Source organism: Citrobacter sp. GW821-FHT02E08 (genome assembly GCF_059421685.1).
Genome location: NZ_JBWKVL010000014.1, coordinates 76,195 through 93,901 on the forward strand (window position 1 = coordinate 76,195; position 17,707 = coordinate 93,901).

General features: G+C 49.6%; 14 protein-coding genes, 2 tRNA genes and 1 other RNA gene. 7 read left to right on the forward strand and 10 right to left on the reverse strand.

The genetic code is table 11. From position 1 onward, the window contains the following. Positions 1 to 41: 41 nt before the first annotated feature. From oppF to AC07UY_RS17150, 6 genes are all read right to left on the reverse strand, one after another. A complete protein-coding gene (oppF, locus tag AC07UY_RS17125) occupies positions 42 to 1,046 on the reverse strand; it encodes a murein tripeptide/oligopeptide ABC transporter ATP-binding protein OppF (protein WP_203361009.1) in 1,005 nt (334 codons plus the stop codon). Next, positions 1,043 to 2,056, reverse strand: coding sequence for a murein tripeptide/oligopeptide ABC transporter ATP-binding protein OppD (gene oppD, locus AC07UY_RS17130; protein ID WP_192612412.1), 1,014 nt, complete (start codon positions 2,054 to 2,056; stop codon positions 1,043 to 1,045). The genes oppF and oppD overlap by 4 nt, the downstream gene beginning before the upstream one ends. Before the next feature lie 11 nt (positions 2,057 to 2,067). Beyond that, the gene (oppC, locus tag AC07UY_RS17135; protein ID WP_203361008.1) at positions 2,068 to 2,976 is read right to left on the reverse strand and encodes an oligopeptide ABC transporter permease OppC; all 909 of its coding nucleotides are present in this window, start codon (positions 2,974 to 2,976) and stop codon (positions 2,068 to 2,070) included. A 14-nt stretch (positions 2,977 to 2,990) separates the two neighbouring features. Continuing rightward, positions 2,991 to 3,911 carry an oligopeptide ABC transporter permease OppB gene (oppB, locus tag AC07UY_RS17140; protein WP_203361007.1) on the reverse strand — a complete coding sequence of 307 codons (921 nt, stop codon included), beginning with the start codon at positions 3,909 to 3,911 and terminating at the stop codon, positions 2,991 to 2,993. A 121-nt stretch (positions 3,912 to 4,032) separates the two neighbouring features. Continuing rightward, on the reverse strand, positions 4,033 to 5,664 hold the full coding sequence (gene oppA, locus AC07UY_RS17145; protein ID WP_203361006.1) for an oligopeptide ABC transporter substrate-binding protein OppA: 1,632 nt from the start codon (positions 5,662 to 5,664) through the stop codon (positions 4,033 to 4,035). A gap of 763 nt (positions 5,665 to 6,427) precedes the next feature. Beyond that, entirely contained in the window at positions 6,428 to 7,075 is a 648-nt protein-coding gene (locus AC07UY_RS17150; protein WP_494660595.1) for a YchE family NAAT transporter, read from the reverse strand. A gap of 477 nt (positions 7,076 to 7,552) precedes the next feature. On the opposite strand from AC07UY_RS17150, the gene adhE reads away from it, so the two are divergent. Then, positions 7,553 to 10,231 carry a bifunctional acetaldehyde-CoA/alcohol dehydrogenase gene (gene adhE / locus AC07UY_RS17155; protein ID WP_203361004.1) on the forward strand — a complete coding sequence of 893 codons (2,679 nt, stop codon included), beginning with the start codon at positions 7,553 to 7,555 and terminating at the stop codon, positions 10,229 to 10,231. A gap of 244 nt (positions 10,232 to 10,475) precedes the next feature. On the opposite strand, the gene tdk is transcribed toward adhE, so the two are convergent. Then, the gene (gene tdk / locus AC07UY_RS17160; protein ID WP_203361003.1) at positions 10,476 to 11,093 is read right to left on the reverse strand and encodes a thymidine kinase; all 618 of its coding nucleotides are present in this window, start codon (positions 11,091 to 11,093) and stop codon (positions 10,476 to 10,478) included. A gap of 860 nt (positions 11,094 to 11,953) precedes the next feature. On the opposite strand from tdk, the gene hns reads away from it, so the two are divergent. Continuing rightward, positions 11,954 to 12,367 (forward strand): histone-like nucleoid-structuring protein H-NS, encoded by a 414-nt coding sequence (hns, locus tag AC07UY_RS17165; RefSeq protein ID WP_192612418.1) that lies wholly within the window; start codon positions 11,954 to 11,956, stop codon positions 12,365 to 12,367. A 136-nt stretch (positions 12,368 to 12,503) separates the two neighbouring features. Here the strand turns inward: hns and galU are convergent, their stop codons facing one another. The 3 genes from galU to rssA form a co-directional block, all read right to left on the reverse strand. Continuing rightward, positions 12,504 to 13,412 (reverse strand): UTP--glucose-1-phosphate uridylyltransferase GalU, encoded by a 909-nt coding sequence (gene galU / locus AC07UY_RS17170; RefSeq protein WP_203361002.1) that lies wholly within the window; start codon positions 13,410 to 13,412, stop codon positions 12,504 to 12,506. A gap of 201 nt (positions 13,413 to 13,613) precedes the next feature. Then, positions 13,614 to 14,627 (reverse strand): two-component system response regulator RssB, encoded by a 1,014-nt coding sequence (gene rssB / locus AC07UY_RS17175; protein ID WP_203361001.1) that lies wholly within the window; start codon positions 14,625 to 14,627, stop codon positions 13,614 to 13,616. A 90-nt stretch (positions 14,628 to 14,717) separates the two neighbouring features. Then, positions 14,718 to 15,623, reverse strand: coding sequence for a patatin-like phospholipase RssA (rssA, locus tag AC07UY_RS17180; protein ID WP_192614357.1), 906 nt, complete (start codon positions 15,621 to 15,623; stop codon positions 14,718 to 14,720). A 111-nt stretch (positions 15,624 to 15,734) separates the two neighbouring features. On the opposite strand from rssA, the gene AC07UY_RS17185 reads away from it, so the two are divergent. From AC07UY_RS17185 to AC07UY_RS17205, 5 genes are all read left to right on the forward strand, one after another. Continuing rightward, a complete protein-coding gene (locus tag AC07UY_RS17185) occupies positions 15,735 to 16,190 on the forward strand; it encodes a YchJ family protein (RefSeq protein WP_494660517.1) in 456 nt (151 codons plus the stop codon). 53 nt (positions 16,191 to 16,243) lie between these two features. Then, entirely contained in the window at positions 16,244 to 17,086 is an 843-nt protein-coding gene (gene purU / locus AC07UY_RS17190; protein WP_203361000.1) for a formyltetrahydrofolate deformylase, read from the forward strand. 158 nt (positions 17,087 to 17,244) lie between these two features. Then, positions 17,245 to 17,329, forward strand: a tRNA-Tyr gene (locus AC07UY_RS17195). 26 nt (positions 17,330 to 17,355) lie between these two features. Next, a tRNA-Tyr gene (locus AC07UY_RS17200) sits at positions 17,356 to 17,440 on the forward strand. Between the two features lie 41 nt (positions 17,441 to 17,481). Beyond that, positions 17,482 to 17,605, forward strand: a non-coding RNA gene (locus AC07UY_RS17205) — RtT sRNA. Positions 17,606 to 17,707 lie beyond the last annotated feature (102 nt).

A 17,707-nucleotide genomic window follows, 5' to 3' on the forward strand; every position in this document is an offset into this window, starting at 1 on the left:
CCTCGAAATGATAAGGGCTGACATAATGTCAGCCCTTGCGATTATAACGGGTCTACTTTCAGGCAGGAAACAGCATGTCGGAAACTGCCCTCCAGAACGGGCCGCGTTTTAGCACATTCAGGCCCGGCAATGGGACAACGGGTGCGAAATACACAGCCTGATGGAGGATTGATTGGCGACGGCAACTCCCCTTCCAGCAGTTGAATGGTTTTGTTCTTTTCCAGATCCGGATCCGGGATCGGCACTGCCGACATTAACGCTTTGGTATAGGGATGCAGAGGATTGTGGTACACCTCGTCATAGGTACCCAGTTCCACAGCATGACCCAGATACATCACCAGAACACGGTCGGAGATATGTTTCACTACCGCCAAATCGTGGGCGATGAAAATCAGCGACAGCCCCATTTCGCGCTGTAATTGCTGCAGCAGGTTAACCACCTGAGCCTGAATGGAGACATCCAGCGCGGAAACCGGCTCATCACAAATAATCAGTTTCGGCTCAAGGATCAGCGCGCGTGCAATACCGATACGCTGACATTGTCCGCCTGAAAACTCGTGTGGATAGCGGTTGATCAGGTTGGGCAGAAGCCCCACTTTCATCATCATCGCCTTCACGCGGTCGCGGACTTCCTGACGCGACAGTTTGGGGTGATACGTCCGCAGAGGTTCGGCAATAATTTCCCCAATCGTCATACGCGGATTCAGCGAGGCCAGCGGGTCCTGGAAAATCATCTGAATATCGCTACGTACCGCGCGCCATTCTTCCGGTTTCATTCCCAGTAGATCTTTACCCAACCAGGCCACTCTGCCGTCAGTGGCTTTTACCAGCCCAATAATCGCCCTGGCGAAGGTTGATTTTCCGCAGCCAGATTCGCCCACGACGCCCAGCGTTTCCCCTTCATACAGTCGCAGCGTCACGCCATCGACCGCCTTCAGGGTTTTTGCGGGTTGCCAGAACCATTGCTTGCCGTCTTTGATGTCAAAATGCACTTTCAGATCGGCAATTTCGAGAAGCACTTTTCGTTGTTCAGTCACCGCGTTCATACCAGATCCTCCACCGCTTTGAAGCAGGCGCGCAGACGGCCAGGGCTAAATTCCTCAAGTGGAGGCGCACTGCTGCATATTTCCATCGCATGAGGGCAGCGAGGCTGGAATGGGCAGCCTTTTGGCAAACGCAGCAGGTTCGGCGGGTTGCCTGGAATCGTCAACATAGATTCCCCTTCCGCATCCAGACGCGGTACAGCGTTGAGCAAGCCAATGGAATACGGATGAACGGGTTGATAAAACACGTCACGCGCGTTTCCATATTCCATCGTACGGCCTGCGTACATCACCAGAACTTTGTCGCAAATACCTGCCACCACACCGAGGTCATGCGTGATCATGATAATAGCGGTGTTAAATTCACGTTTAAGTTCATTCAACAGCGTCATTATTTGCGCCTGCACGGTGACGTCAAGCGCCGTGGTAGGTTCATCGGCAATCAGTAATTTAGGACGGCAAAGCAACGCCATCGCGATCATAACGCGCTGGCGCATACCCCCAGAAAACTCATGCGGGAACATTTTCATGCGCTTACGCGCTTCCGGCATTTTTACCGCATCCAGCATTTTCACTGACTCTTCAAATGCTTCGGCTTTACCCATCCCTTTATGCAGCATCAGAACTTCCATTAACTGCTCCCCGACCCGCATGTACGGGTTCAGTGAGGTCATCGGGTCCTGAAAAATCATCGAAATTTGTTCAGCGCGCAACTTGTTAAGCTCACGCTCGGGTAAGTTCAGTATTTCGCGCCCATTAAACTTTGCAGAACCGCCAATGTGTCCATTTGCCGCCAGCAGCCCCATCAACGCAAACGCCGTCTGAGATTTGCCAGAACCTGACTCACCAACAATCCCTAACGTTTCCCCTGCGCGAAGCGAAAAGTTTAAATCGTTAACCGCAGTGACATCACCGTCTGGCGTACTGAATGTCACGCGAAGATCTGTCACGTTCAGCAGTGCGTTAGCCTGTTGCTGCGCGAGCGGCGCGGTTGAGGTTTCAATTACACTCATGGCTGCACTCCTTAACGGTCTTTCGGGTCGAGGGCATCACGCAGGCCATCGCCAATAAAGTTAAAACAGAATAACGTCACCACAAGGAAACCTGCCGGGAAGAGTAGCAGCCACGGTGAAACTTCCATTGAGTTGGCGCCATCGCTCAACAAGGCTCCCCAACTGCTCAACGGCTCCTGGGTACCTAACCCGAGGAAACTCAGAAAGGATTCGAACAGGATCATGCTCGGCACCAACAGTGAGGCATACACCACCACCACACCCAGCACGTTAGGGACGATATGACGAATCACGATACTGCCCGTGGAAACACCCCCCACCTGAGCCGCTTCAATAAACTCTTTACGTTTCAGGCTTAATGTCTGCCCCCGAACAATACGCGCCATATCCAGCCAGGAGACCATCCCGATCGCCACAAAAATCAGCAGGATATTTTGTCCAAAGAAGGTCACCAGCAAAATAACAAAGAACATGAACGGAAAGGAGTTGAGGATCTCAAGCAAACGCATCATGACTGAGTCAATTTTGCCGCCAAGATAGCCCGATAACGAACCATATAGCGTCCCCACGATCACCGCCACCAGCGCAGCCGCGATCCCAACCATCAGCGAAATTCGCCCACCAATCGCCACGCGCACCAGCAGATCGCGTCCGGAAGAGTCGGTGCCGAAATAGTGCCCCGATTCCCTATCTGGCGCACTCGACATCATGCCCCAGTCGGTATCGAAATAGGTAAACTGCGACAGCATCGGCGCCAGCGCGACAAACAGCGCGATGATCACCAGAACCACGAGACTGGCCACCGCCGCACGGTTGTGCATAAAACGACGACGGGCGTCCTGCCAAAGACTGCGGCCCTCGACCTCCAGCTTTTCACTGAAATTTTCCAGCGTCTCGCTGTTTTTCTTACTTAACATCATAGCGAGCTCCAGTATCAGTAACGAATCTTCGGATCGATGACGGCGTATAGCACATCGACGATGGCGTTAAACACAATGGTCAGCGCCCCCACCAGAATGGTGAGACTCAGCACCAGTGAATAGTCACGGTTCAATGCCCCGTTAACGAACAACTGGCCGATCCCCGGCAAACCATAGATTGTCTCAATGACCATCGAGCCCGTGATAATGCCGACAAATGCCGGGCCCATATAAGACAGAACAGGCAACAACGCGGGTTTTAACGCGTGACGGAAAATAATCCGTCGCATCGGCAACCCTTTCGCCCGGGCGGTACGAATAAAGTTGGAGTGCAGCACTTCAATCATCGAGCCGCGAGTAATACGGGCGATACTGGCGATATAGGCAAGTGACAGCGCCACCATAGGCAAAATCATAAATTTCAGCGCCCCGCCGTTCCAGCCTCCGCCGGGCAGCCATTTGAGCGTGATAGCAAATATCATGACCAATAAGGGTGCCACGACGAAGCTGGGGATAACCACCCCGGTCATGGCTACCCCCATCACCGTGTAATCCCAGCGCGTGTTCTGGTTAAGCGCGGCAATGACCCCTGCGCTTACACCGAGAATCACCGCAAGGAGAAAGGCGGCGGCCCCCAGTTTTGCGGATACCGGGAAGCTTGAAGCGACCAGGTCGTTGACCGTGTAATCTTTGTATTTGAAAGAAGGCCCAAAATCACCGTGCGCCAACTGCTTCAGATAGCTGAAGTATTGCGTACTGATGGGGTCATTCAGATGATATTTCGCTTCAATATTCGCCAGTACCTCTGGCGGCAGCGCGCGTTCACCGGTGAAAGGACTTCCCGGCGCAAGGCGCATCATAAAGAATGAAATCGTGATAAGAATGAAGAGTGTTGGAATCGCTTCCAGACAGCGACGTAAAATAAATTTCAACATTGCCCGTACCTTCTGGCGTGTGCCTTTACACCTCTGTGTCAAACGAACTCAGGTGAGGTGTTTATAGTGCGATGAAAAAAAGACACTGTGGGGCAAAAATCGCTTGCCCCACGTCTTGCCATTAATGCTTGATAATATACAAGTTTTTAACGTAGATATTATCCATCGGGTCTTTACCGGTGTAACCGCCTACCCAGGGTTTCACCAGGCGCGCGTTAACGTAATAATATACCGGTACAATTGCAGAGTCTTTATCAAGTTGCTGCTCTGCTTTCGTGTACAGCTCGGTACGCTGCGCTTCGTCAGTGACTTTCAGCGTGTCGCCAATCAGTTTGTCGAACGCAGGGCTCTTATAGTGAGCCGTGTTGTTTGAACTGTCTGACAGCATGGTATTCAGGAAGGATGTCGGTTCATTATAATCCGCACACCAGCCGGCACGTGCCACATCAAAGGTGCCCTGATGACGCGTGTCGAGGAACGTTTTCCATTCCTGGTTTTCCAGCTTCACGTTAGCGCCCAGATTTTTCTTCCAGATGGAAGCCACTGCGATCGCCAGCTTTTTATGCAGGTCGGAGGTGTTGTAAAGCAGGTCAAACGTCAACGGCTTGTCTGCGGTGAAGCCCGCTTCGGCCAGCAGTTTTTTCGCTTCTTCGTTACGTTTTTCTTGTGACCACTTAAACCACTCCGGCTCAACCAGTTTCGCGCCATCGGTGTACGGAGGGGTGTAGCTATAGGCTGGCAGATCGCCCTGATTTTTCACTTTGTTGACAATGATATCGCGATCCAGCGCCATTTTCAGCGCGGTACGAACGCGAACATCATTAAACGGTGCTTTCTGGTTATTGATTTCGTAGTAGTAAGTACACAGATAAGGATCGACGCGGACTTCATCCGGGATCTCTTTTTTCAGCTTCTGGAATAATTCAATCGGCATGTTGTTATAGGTCATGTCGATTTCGCCGCTGCGATAGCGGTTAACATCAGTAACTTCGGAAGAGATCGGCAGATAAGTGACCTGATTAATGACGGTCTTGTCGTTATCCCAATAGTTGGTATTGCGCTCAAGCTCAATACGCTCGTTCACCACCCAGTTTTTCAGTTTGTACGCACCATTGGTGACAATATTGGCGGGCTGAGTCCACTTCTCACCGAATTTTTCGACGGCAGCTTTAGGTACTGGAGAAACGGACGGGTGAACCAGCAGTTTATAGAAATAGGGAACCGGCTCGCTCAGGGTGACTTCGAATGTATTATCATCAATCGCTTTTACGCCGAGATCGGTTGATGGCTTTTTACCTGAGATAATGTCGTCGATATTGGCGATATGGCCATACTGGAGATAACTGGCATAAGGTGACGCGGTATTCGGGTTAGCGAGACGCTGCCAGCTATAAACAAAGTCATGTGCAGTAACCGGCGTGCCGTCTGACCATTTTGCATTTTTACGCAGATGGAACGTCCAGACTTTAAAATCTTTGTTTTCCCATTTTTCCGCAACACCTGCTGACGGATGTCCTTCGACATCGCTTACCAATAAACCTTCAAACAGATCGCGGCTAATGTTTGACTCCGGCACACCTTCAATTTTGTGCGGGTCGAGAGACTGAACTTCGGAACCATTATTACGCACCAGAGTTTGCTTATCGGAGAGTTGAACGCCGGCCGGTACGTCCGCAGCCATTGCAACGTTTCCGGCGACTAGCGCAGTTAAAATCCCCGCAGCTACTAAACTTTTTTTTGTGATGTTAGACATTGTGTTTGTACTCCACTCATTATAATTACTGGCTTTTTAACCAGCCTGTTTAATCCCGTTTGGGTTTCTGTACAGCACCGGAGATTTTGCTGCTGTCAGTTCGTTTACTACGTTGCTATCACCGACTTTATTTATTTTGACGATTCGAATGATCGCCTTACGTCGATTCCGTCTACGCCTCCCCTGTCAGAGACGCGCTTTTATTCTGTAAATCATTTTATTGACAATAGTTCTCAACAACGTGAGATCTTCTGAAAATATCTGGCCGGAAAGTACCAAATGCGTTTCTTAACCGCCAATACAATTTACAGATTTGTTAACCAATTCTCTTTTGTAGAAAAAATACGCCAAGCTGAAGACATCATTTGAGAGAATAACTTCCATAAAAAATCACTCTCATCAATAGGTTATTGTAAACACACCACCTTCGACCACCCCAGGCATCGGGCAGATGTTAAGATACACATAAATTTAACAATTGGTCATTCTTTAGCACATTCATCTGATGTGGCGCTGAAATAACTAATAACATTTCAATAATCCTTCATCAAGCCCCTTAGTATGATGTTAATAAAATAACAGCGAGACGCGAGACGTTAAGACATAAATATTGAATAAAATCCTGCTAAATCAACAGGGAACCAAATTAAAAAGACCGTTGTGTTGATTCCTTTTTCGCATTAATTTTTAACGTGAGTGAGCGCTTTTACTGATGACGAAACAAAACGGAGCCAATATTGACTCCGTCTATATGAAAGGAGGGTTAGCTGAGGAGGCCAGGGAAAATGGCTTTAAGCCCTGTCACGATGAACTCAATGCCCAACGCCATCAGCAACAGGCCCATGATACGGGTAATGACGTTAATGCCGGTTTGCCCAAGCAACCGCACCAGCCACGGCGCCATACGGAATAAGCCCCAGCAACACAGCGCAAAAACGGCGATAGCAATGAAAAAACCCACCAGGTGCATAATGCTGTTATATCGCGTACCCCAGACTATCGTCGAACTGATAGCACCCGGCCCTGCCATTAAGGGTAACGCCAGCGGCACAACACCGATGTTTTCGCGTATTGCGGTTTCTGATTTTTCCTGTGTGTTCTGCTTATCTTCGCCCAGTTTCCCGCTGATCATCGACATTGCAATCGTGACAACCAGAATCCCACCCGCGATCCTGAACGAATCAATCGAAATCCCGAAGAGTTGCAAAATGCCGTCACCCAGAAAGAGTGACGTCCACAAAATAATGGCGACCGACAAGTTGGCGGTCAGGTTTGTCTTGTTGCGCGCCGCCGCCGTTTGGTAGCTGGTCATACTGATAAAGACAGGAATAATCCCGACCGGGTTAACCAGCGCAAATAACCCGATGAAAAATTTAAAGTAAACAGGAAAGTCAAATAACGTTTGGATCACGGTTAGCTCCGAAGCGTTAGCCGTATGAAGTTAGTCGTCAATAATGGTAAAAACCGCGCTGAAGATACGCCTTTTAGCAGCATACTTCACCTCAAATCTGCGTTATCCCTCTATATTCTCCACTGTTATTAATATGTATGGATTATGCTAATGTAACCTTCATTCACCACAACAATTCACCAACAGGTAATGCGAACTGCTAAAAGGGCATGCTGAAAGGTGTCAGCTTTGCATAAATTTGACACAGATCACGTAATAACTACTCAGAAGTGAGTAATCTGGCTTCCGCCACCTGGAAGTAATGCGCTAGAATCAGTTAACGCTAACGCATAAGCTCTTTTAGTAAATCAGAGCAAAATGGACGTTAAGTAACCGTTTGATTTTCAGACTTTTATACAAACTTTCGTCGATCTGTCTATACTCTCGTATCGAGCAGATGATTTACTAAAAAAGTTTAACATTATCAGGAGAGCATTTATGGCTGTTACTAATGTCGCTGAACTTAACGCACTCGTAGAGCGCGTAAAAAAAGCCCAGCGTGAATATGCCAGTTTCACTCAAGAACAGGTTGACAAAATCTTCCGCGCCGCCGCTCTGGCCGCTGCAGATGCTCGAATCCCCCTCGCTAAAATGGCCGTTGCCGAATCCGGCATGGGTATCATCGAAGATAAAGTGATTAAAAACCACTTCGCTTCTGAATACATCTATAACGCCTACAAAGATGAAAAGACCTGTGGTGTGCTGGATGAAGACCACACCTTCGGGACTATCACCATTGCTGAACCGATTGGTATCATCTGTGGTATCGTTCCGACCACTAACCCGACGTCTACCGCGATCTTCAAATCTCTGATCAGCCTGAAGACCCGTAACGCCATCATCTTCTCTCCGCACCCGCGTGCTAAAGATGCAACGAACAAAGCTGCCGACATCGTTCTGCAGGCTGCTATCGCTGCCGGGGCACCGAAAGATCTGATCGGCTGGATCGATCAACCTTCCGTAGAACTGTCAAACGCGTTGATGCACCACCCGGACATCAACCTGATCCTTGCTACCGGTGGCCCGGGCATGGTTAAGGCTGCGTACAGCTCTGGTAAACCGGCTATCGGTGTAGGTGCAGGCAACACTCCAGTTGTTATTGACGAAACGGCGGACATCAAACGTGCGGTAGCTTCCGTGCTGATGTCTAAAACCTTCGATAACGGCGTAATTTGTGCTTCTGAACAGTCTGTTGTTGTTGTTGATTCCGTATACGATGCCGTTCGTGAACGTTTCGCCAGCCACGGCGGCTACATGCTGCAGGGCAAAGAGCTTAAAGCCGTTCAGGACATCATCCTGAAAAATGGCGCGCTGAACGCAGCGATTGTGGGTCAGCCGGCGTACAAAATCGCTGAACTGGCTGGCTTCACCGTACCAGAAACCACCAAGATTCTGATCGGCGAAGTGAAAGTGGTTGACGAAAGCGAGCCGTTTGCTCACGAGAAACTGTCACCTACGCTTGCGATGTACCGCGCTAAAGATTTTGAAGACGCCGTGCTTAAGGCAGAGAAACTGGTCGCCATGGGCGGTATCGGTCACACCTCTTGCCTGTACACCGACCAGGATAACCAGCAGGATCGCGTCAACCACTTCGGTCAGATGATGAAAACTGCACGTATCCTGATCAACACCCCGGCTTCTCAGGGTGGTATCGGTGACCTGTACAACTTCAAACTCGCACCTTCCCTGACTCTGGGTTGTGGTTCCTGGGGTGGTAACTCCATCTCTGAAAACGTTGGTCCGAAGCACCTGATCAACAAGAAAACCGTTGCTAAGCGAGCTGAAAACATGTTGTGGCACAAACTTCCGAAATCTATCTACTTCCGTCGTGGCTCACTGCCAATCGCACTGGATGAAGTGATTACCGATGGTCACAAACGCGCGCTGATCGTAACTGACCGCTTCCTGTTCAACAACGGTTACGCTGACCAGATCACCTCTGTTCTGAAAGCCGCTGGCGTTGAAACTGAAGTGTTCTTTGAAGTTGAAGCTGACCCGACGCTGAGCGTAGTTCGTAAAGGCGCAGAGCTGGCTAACTCCTTCAAACCAGACGTGATCATCGCGCTGGGTGGCGGTTCCCCGATGGACGCCGCGAAAATCATGTGGGTCATGTACGAACATCCGGAAACTCACTTCGAAGAACTGGCGCTGCGCTTTATGGATATCCGTAAACGTATCTACAAGTTCCCGAAAATGGGCGTGAAAGCGAAGATGGTTGCGGTCACCACCACGTCCGGTACCGGTTCTGAAGTTACCCCGTTTGCGGTTGTAACCGACGACGCTACTGGTCAGAAATATCCGCTGGCTGACTATGCACTGACGCCGGACATGGCGATTGTTGACGCCAACCTGGTTATGGAGATGCCTAAGTCTCTGTGTGCCTTCGGTGGTCTGGATGCGGTAACTCACGCACTGGAAGCTTACGTTTCTGTACTGGCATCTGAGTTCTCTGACGGTCAGGCTCTGCAAGCGCTGAAACTGCTGAAAGATAACCTGCCAGCGTCCTACAATGAAGGGTCTAAAAACCCGGTAGCACGTGAGCGTGTACACAGTGCAGCGACTATCGCCGGTATCGCGTTTGCTAACGCCTTCCTGGGTGTATGTCACTCCATGGCGCATAAACTGGGTTCTCAGTTCCACATTCCTCACGGTCTGGCGAACGCCCTGCTGATCTGTAACGTTATTCGTTACAACGCAAACGACAACCCGACCAAACAGACGGCATTCAGCCAGTACGACCGTCCGCAGGCACGTCGTCGTTATGCTGAAATCGCCGATCACCTGGGTCTGAGTGCTCCGGGCGACCGTACCGCAGCGAAAATTGAAAAACTGCTGGCATGGCTGGAAAGCCTGAAAGCTGAACTGGGTATTCCTAAGTCCATCCGCGAAGCGGGCGTACAAGAAGCTGACTTCCTGGCAAACGTGGACAAACTGTCTGAAGATGCGTTCGATGACCAGTGTACTGGCGCTAACCCGCGTTACCCGCTGATCTCTGAACTGAAACAGATTCTGATGGATACCTTCTACGGTCGTGAATTCAGCGAAGGTGAGACGGCAGCGAAGAAAGACGTTGCTGCCGCACCAAAAGCTGACAAAAAAGCGAAAAAATCAGCTTAATTTACTCACGTAAATATCAGCAAATACATTAAACGGTCCCTCTGGGGCCGTTTTTTTATTTCGTTTTTTTAATGTTAGCCCGATGCACAATGGGTATGAAGGCAGATACCCTCATATACGAGCATTGCGCGGGATCTTACAGGGGAACGTCAGGGAACAACGAGAGAAGAGGTTTCAGGGCAGAAGCGGTTTGTGATAGCCAACAACCTACCCTGTTTGTTTCATCGCGTAGGAGGAGCCTGTATTAGTCGTATCGATGCTTTTCCTGAATAGACGTCAAAGACCCTACCTCAAGCGCTTCTTTGTAATGCTTACGACACACGGAAACGTAGCGTTCATTGCCGCCGATAACAACCTGTTCACCTTCATTATAAGGTCTGCCAGCCTGATCAAGGCGTAAAACCATGCTCGCTTTACGGCCACAAAAACAGATGGTTTTTAATTCCACCAGTTTGTCCGACCAGGCAAGCAGGTATTGGCTACCGCCGAACAGCTCACCACGAAAATCAGTACGTAATCCATAACACAGAACCGGAATATCAAGTTGGTCAACGACCTCTGATAATTCGTAGACCTGCTGGCGGGTCAGAAACTGACACTCATCAACCAGTACGCAGTGTATTGGCTGTTGTGCGTTATCCGCACGAATCTCTTCAAACAATGATGAATTCTGGTTAAACAACTTAGCGGGTGAGGACAGCCCAATACGTGAGCTGACTTTTCCGGCACCATAGCGGTCATCAATTTCCGCCGTATACACGACGGTGCGCATCCCTCGTTCCTGATAATTGTATGAAGATTGCAGCAATGCAGTCGACTTACCCGCATTCATTGCCGAATAGTAGAAATATAGCTGTGCCATTAGCCGCAGGCCCTCACCTGAGAGAAATAAAAATCCGGGGGATTCTATCATAATTTTCGCGCCTGTCGGCTTCAGGAATTGTATACACGCCTGACGTCACAGTCTTGTTCGGATGACTGCCCACATTCATTACAGGCACGCACAGATATTGTTCTCAAGCAACGTTCCGTGTTTCTGACATGTTGTTTGTGAATAAATTGAAGTATATATAAGCGCTAACAAACACCACCCGATGATATACCCGCCATACTTAAGGTTGCCTGTTTGTCAGCAATACCTCACAGCCGGGTTCCCTTCTCGCTGCTCAACTTGACGATGCCAGTATCTCCAGGGATGAATGAGTAACAAGACGCCGCGCATCCGGGCCAACCTCTGATTGTTAAGATTCATTCTGCCGAATTTGACGCACATCGCTGACTTCCTGTACCCCGAATTATTTAGGTTGTACGCCATCTTCGCAATTTGTGCTTTAGACATTCATCAACTTTACTTAACATCCGCTTCATTATCTAAACCCTGTACTTATTGTTACTGTTCCTCATATCTACCCCAAAGTAATAGGTGAATTCGGTAAGCAAAACTAATACAAAAGGTTGAAATTACTGCAATGCGATACTATTCCAACACGATAAAATGTGACTCTAATCGCTGAAGTTTAGCACCCTGCCCGGAGTAACATCGCAACCAATAAGCTCTTTTTTGTGCGTCCCTTCAAGAAAAATTTAAGTTCGGATATTTAAAGACTGTCGTAAATAAAGAGCAATTTTGAATTCCTTACATTACTGGCTATTGCACATCTGAATTTATCGCTCTATTATTAGCTCAACAAACCACCCCAATATAAGTTTGAGATTACAAAAATGAGCGAAGCACTTAAAATTCTGAACAACATCCGTACTCTTCGTGCGCAGGCAAGAGAATGTACCCTTGAGACGCTTGAAGAAATGCTGGAGAAATTAGAAGTTGTTGTTAACGAGCGCCGTGAAGAAGAAAGCGCTGCCGCTGCTGAAGTTGAAGAGCGTACCCGTAAACTGCAACAGTATCGTGAAATGCTGATCGCTGACGGTATTGACCCGAACGAACTGCTGAATAGCATGGCTGCTGTTAAAACTGGCACCAAAGCTAAGCGTGCTGCTCGTCCTGCTAAATATAGCTATGTTGACGAGAACGGTGAAACTAAAACCTGGACTGGCCAGGGTCGTACACCGGCAGTGATCAAAAAAGCAATGGAAGAACAAGGTAAACAACTGGACGATTTCCTGATTCAGGAATAATTCATCACCTGTTTGCTTAAAATCCCGCCAATGGCGGGATTTTTTTTAGGGGTACTTTACCCGTCGTCATCTTACTGGCGAAAAAAAACGGCGCTGAGTGTTCAGCGCCGTTTTGTCGGGATTTATACCGTCTGGCTTACTTCTTAATACCCATTTCTTCTTCAAGCCATGCTTTAAATTCAGCACCAAGGGTATTATGGCGAATGCCATATTCAACGAACGCCTGCATGTAACCTAATTTATTACCGCAGTCATGGCTTTTGCCTTTCAAATGGTAAGCTTCAACCGTCTCTTTTTCGATCAGCATATCAATCGCGTCGGTCAGTTGAATTTCATCCCCGGCACCTGGAGGCGTTTTCGCCAGCAGTGGCCAAATATCAGCGCTCAGGACATAACGTCCCACAACCGCCAGATTGGACGGCGCAACGTCCGCTTTCGGTTTTTCAACGACACCGACCATTGGCACGCTCTCGCCCGGCGCTAACTCTACGCCCTTGCAATCGACCACGCCGTACGCGGTAACGTCAGCAACGGGCTCTACCATGATCTGGCTGCTACCGGTTTCGTCATAGCGACGAATCATTTCAGCCAGGTTATCCTGGGACAAATCAGATTCAAACTCATCGAGAATCACGTCCGGCAGAATGACCGCGACAGGTTCATCGCCAACGACCGGATGCGCGCACAATACGGCATGACCCAAACCTTTCGCCAGCCCCTGACGGACCTGCATAATGGTTACATGCGGCGGGCAAATAGATTGCACTTCTTCCAGCAACTGACGCTTAACGCGTTTTTCCAGCATCGCTTCCAGCTCAAAACTGGTATCGAAATGGTTTTCAATTGAATTTTTGGAAGAATGGGTTACCAGCACAATTTCAGTGATGCCAGCGGCAATACATTCGTTTACGACATACTGAATTAATGGCTTATCAACCAGCGGCAACATCTCTTTCGGGATGGCTTTCGTCGCCGGCAACATCCTGGTTCCTAAACCCGCAACCGGGATAACGGCTTTTCTGACTTTCGTATTAAGGGCAGCCATTTAAATTCTCCTGGACTGTTCATGTATTGAACGTGTTCATCAATCTGTATCGCATCCGAGTATATCAGTCGTGGAACAAACCCCAACTCCGAAAAGGACGCGCGTTCGTATAATTAAGATAAATTCGCAAAAATCTGGCGCTGATAGTAGCACCCGAAGAGTAAAGCAGGTATGTCAATTTCAGTCCGCCTTCTCGTTTGCTCATTCCGCAGACAACATAAGGCGAAGCCGTCCTCCGGCCCCCCAAATTTGACACTGCCAGGATTCACAGCGCTGGCTTAATTGGTTTAGATAAGTATTACCTAACGTCCCTAGCGGAACGCCATTACTGATCTGTATCTGATGCGTTGGTGTATTTAACGTTGCGTTCAGCCCTGCAGAAACCAGTGTCAGATTTTTAAGCCCACAATGGTAATAACCGACTAATAGCGGAAACTGTCCCGGTAAATTGGCTTGCCGCAGCAGATGATTAACTTGTTTCAGCAGTGTACCTAATTCGGGTAAGCGATGATCCTGATGCGCCAGCTGTTCTTGTAACAGACCATTAAATAACGCCCGCAGCAGTAATGCCGCCAAAACGCCATTATCGCCCGCACGAGTAACATCAAGACAATAAAAGGCAAGGTCACTGTCAGATAACGGCGCAATATCGAGCACCAGGCCGGGTTGGTCGGCAGCAACGAGTTGGCGATAATTTACCCGACAATGAGAAATAACCTGCTGAACCGGCGGCTGTAGTTCCTGCAGTAATTTTGCCGCTGCCGGTGGATTATCGACCAGCGCATCCCAGTCGCGAAACAGCCGCTCCTCTTCTTCAACCCTGGAATTAAACATATTGGGATAAAGGCAGGCGAAAACGGCTTGCTTGAGACGGTTAAGATCTTTCACTGGCTTAAGCAACACGTCCTCAACACCCAGACGCAGTGCTTTAGCAATGTCAGCCATATTTTCGGTCGCGGAAATAACCAGAATCGGCGTCTGGTCGCCACGGTTACGCATATGCTCAACCAGTTTGAGCCCATTCATTCTCGGCATGGCGATGTCGCAAATCATCAGGTCGGGGGTGAACGTACTGAGTAACTCAAGTGCATCCAGACCGTCTGCGGCTACCGCTGTCGTCGCTCCCAATGAGGAAAACCAGGAATCGAGAAGCGAGCGAAAAACAGGCTCGTCTTCAACAATAAGAATCTGTTTTCCGACCAATGGCTGCGTCATGTTCTCTCCCCTGACTGGCTTTAATCAATAGTGGCATGCTATTGCCACTCGTGCCTGTCAGATTTTGCTTAAGTGTTCGTAAAAGGTGTGTCAAACGTCGGTACGCACCAAGGGTAAAAGCTCATCCATCTTTTTCTCGACCGCCAACTGCCCTGCCGCAATGGCGGCATTGGCACGGTGGAAGTCCAGTGTGGAGATCTGCGGACAAAACGGCTGGATCAGAATATCCGGCGGGTCGCCCGCCATTCGGTTGCGCTTTAGTCTGTTTTCCAGCACCTGAATAGAGGTTGTCATGATCTCCATAGCCGTTGGCGCGCTTTCGACGCGTCGGGAAGTCATGTTGCTCAGACGCTCTTTCAAACGTGCATGCCAGGAAAGCGTATCCTCACTGTCATCAGCGTCATTGCTGACATTAAAAGAGAGAAGGTCTTGCTGCATGAGGTGCGCATCGTGCTGAAGGTCGACGGCAATAACAATGTCGGCCCCCATCGCGCGAGTCAGAGAGACAGGAACGGGGTTAACCACAGCGCCATCGACCAGCCAGTAACCATTATGGGCCACCGGAGCCATCAGGCCAGGCATACTGCAGGAGGCGCGCACAGCCAGGTGCAAATCGCCCTCGGTAAACCACAACTCCCGCCCGGTGCTGAGATTGGTTGCGACGGTGCCAAAACGGCGAGTACAGTGCTCAAAATCGTCGGCGGGCATGATCTCGCGGTATTGATTGAATACGCGTTCACCCCGCAAAAGTCCGCCTCTGCGCCAGGAGAGGTCCATCAGGCGTAGCACATCCCAGTAGCTGAATGAGCAAACCCACTGCTCAAGCGCGGTCAATTTATTACAGGCATAAGCGGCGCCAACAAGCGACCCAATGGAGCATCCCGCCACAATATCGATATCAATGCCCATGTGCTTTAGCGCCTTGATAACACCGATATGGGACCACCCTCGTGCTGCGCCGGAACCTAGCGCCAACCCTATTTTAATTTTTCTCATTGTCACGAAAGACTTCCCATGGCTTCAAGACGTGGCAACATCGCCACGGCTCAGTTAACATAGTGCTACCCAGGCGTTTGTACGCCGTTTTTTTATTCCAGGGAGATGATTGTGTCTCAGCTTTGTCCCTGCGGCAGCGATGTCGAGTATAGCCTATGTTGCCGCCCTGTTGTGTCTGGCGAGCAAGTTGCACTCGATCCGTCACAACTCATGCGTTCTCGCTACTGCGCTTTTGTGATGAAAGACGCAGATTATTTAATCAGAACCTGGCATCCCTCATGTGGCGCGGCAGCGTTTCGCGACGATATCAGCGCCGGATTTGCCCACACAGAGTGGCTGGGTCTGACCGTTTTTGAACACAGTTACTCTGAAACGGACAATACAGGCTATGTAAGCTTTGTCGCCCGCTTTTCCGAGCAAGGAAAAACAGGCGCCATCATTGAGCGCTCACGTTTCTTAAAAGAAAACGGCCAATGGTATTATATTGATGGTACGCGTCCTCAGTTTGGTCGAAATGATCCCTGCCCTTGCGGGTCAGGTAAAAAATTCAAAAAGTGCTGTGGTTAAACACATCCGACAGCAACGAAACAGCAAACACTCTCAACAGGATTTTCCCGGCAATGCATTCACTACAACGAAAAGTTTTGCGTACTATCTGCCCCGATCAGAAGGGCCTTATCGCGCGTATCACCAACATTTGTTACAAGCACGAATTAAACATTGTGCAAAACAATGAGTTTGTTGATCACCGTACCGGTCGCTTTTTCATGCGCACTGAACTGGAAGGCATTTTTAATGACTCCACGCTGCTCGCCGATTTGGACGGCGCCTTGCCGGAAGGTTCCGTTCGCGAACTGAATCTGGCCGGACGTCGCCGCGTTGTTATTCTGGTCACTAAGGAAGCACATTGTCTGGGCGATCTGTTAATGAAAGCCAACTATGGTGGGCTGGATGTTGAGATCGCCGCCGTCATTGGCAACCACGAAACATTGCGCTCACTGGTTGAACGTTTTGAGATCCCGTTTGAGCTGGTGAGCCATGAGGGATTAACTCGCGAAGAGCACGATCAGAAGATGGCGGATGCCATTGACGCGCATCAACCTGACTATGTGGTGCTGGCGAAGTATATGCGCGTTTTGACGCCTGAGTTTGTTTCACGTTTCCCGAATAAGATCATCAACATTCATCATTCGTTCCTGCCTGCCTTTATTGGCGCGCGTCCTTATCACCAGGCCTATGAGCGTGGCGTCAAAATCATCGGTGCAACCGCGCATTATGTGAATGACAACCTGGACGAAGGTCCCATCATCATGCAGGACGTAATTCATGTGGATCACACCTACACGGCGGAAGATATGATGCGCGCTGGCCGCGACGTTGAGAAGAACGTATTGAGCCGCGCGCTGTATCAGGTGCTGGCTCAGCGCGTGTTTGTTTACGGCAACCGGACGATTATTCTTTAATCGATAGATAAATTAATTGGTTACCTTTACGTCTTAACGCGTAAAAATCAGACGATTGGTTTATTTTTATCAACGGAATGCTTTACAGTGGCGCGTCATTTGATATGATGCGCCCCGCTTCCCACAAGGAAGCAGGCCAGTAACCAGTATTACCCCGTGGTGGGGTTCCCGAGCGGCCAAAGGGAGCAGACTGTAAATCTGCCGTCATCGACTTCGAAGGTTCGAATCCTTCCCCCACCACCATCTCAACGCTCAAGTATCATACCCCTGGCGGGGTTCCCGAGCGGCCAAAGGGAGCAGACTGTAAATCTGCCGTCATCGACTTCGAAGGTTCGAATCCTTCCCCCGCCACCATCTTTCAGACAAAATCCAGACATCCATACTTACGCGATATTTCATATTCCCACTGGGGAAGGATGAGAAGCTTCGACTAAGGTTCGATTCGAGCGCAGCGAGAAAGCGTTGCCGCAGGCAACGACCCGAAGGGCGTAGCGCTGAGTAATCCTTCCCCCGCAACCATCACTTCCATATCGAACCCAGGCAGGCAACATCGCCTTTGCCCGGTGGCACTTCGTTTACCGGGCCTACAAGATCTCCATCATGTAGGTCGGATAAGCGTAG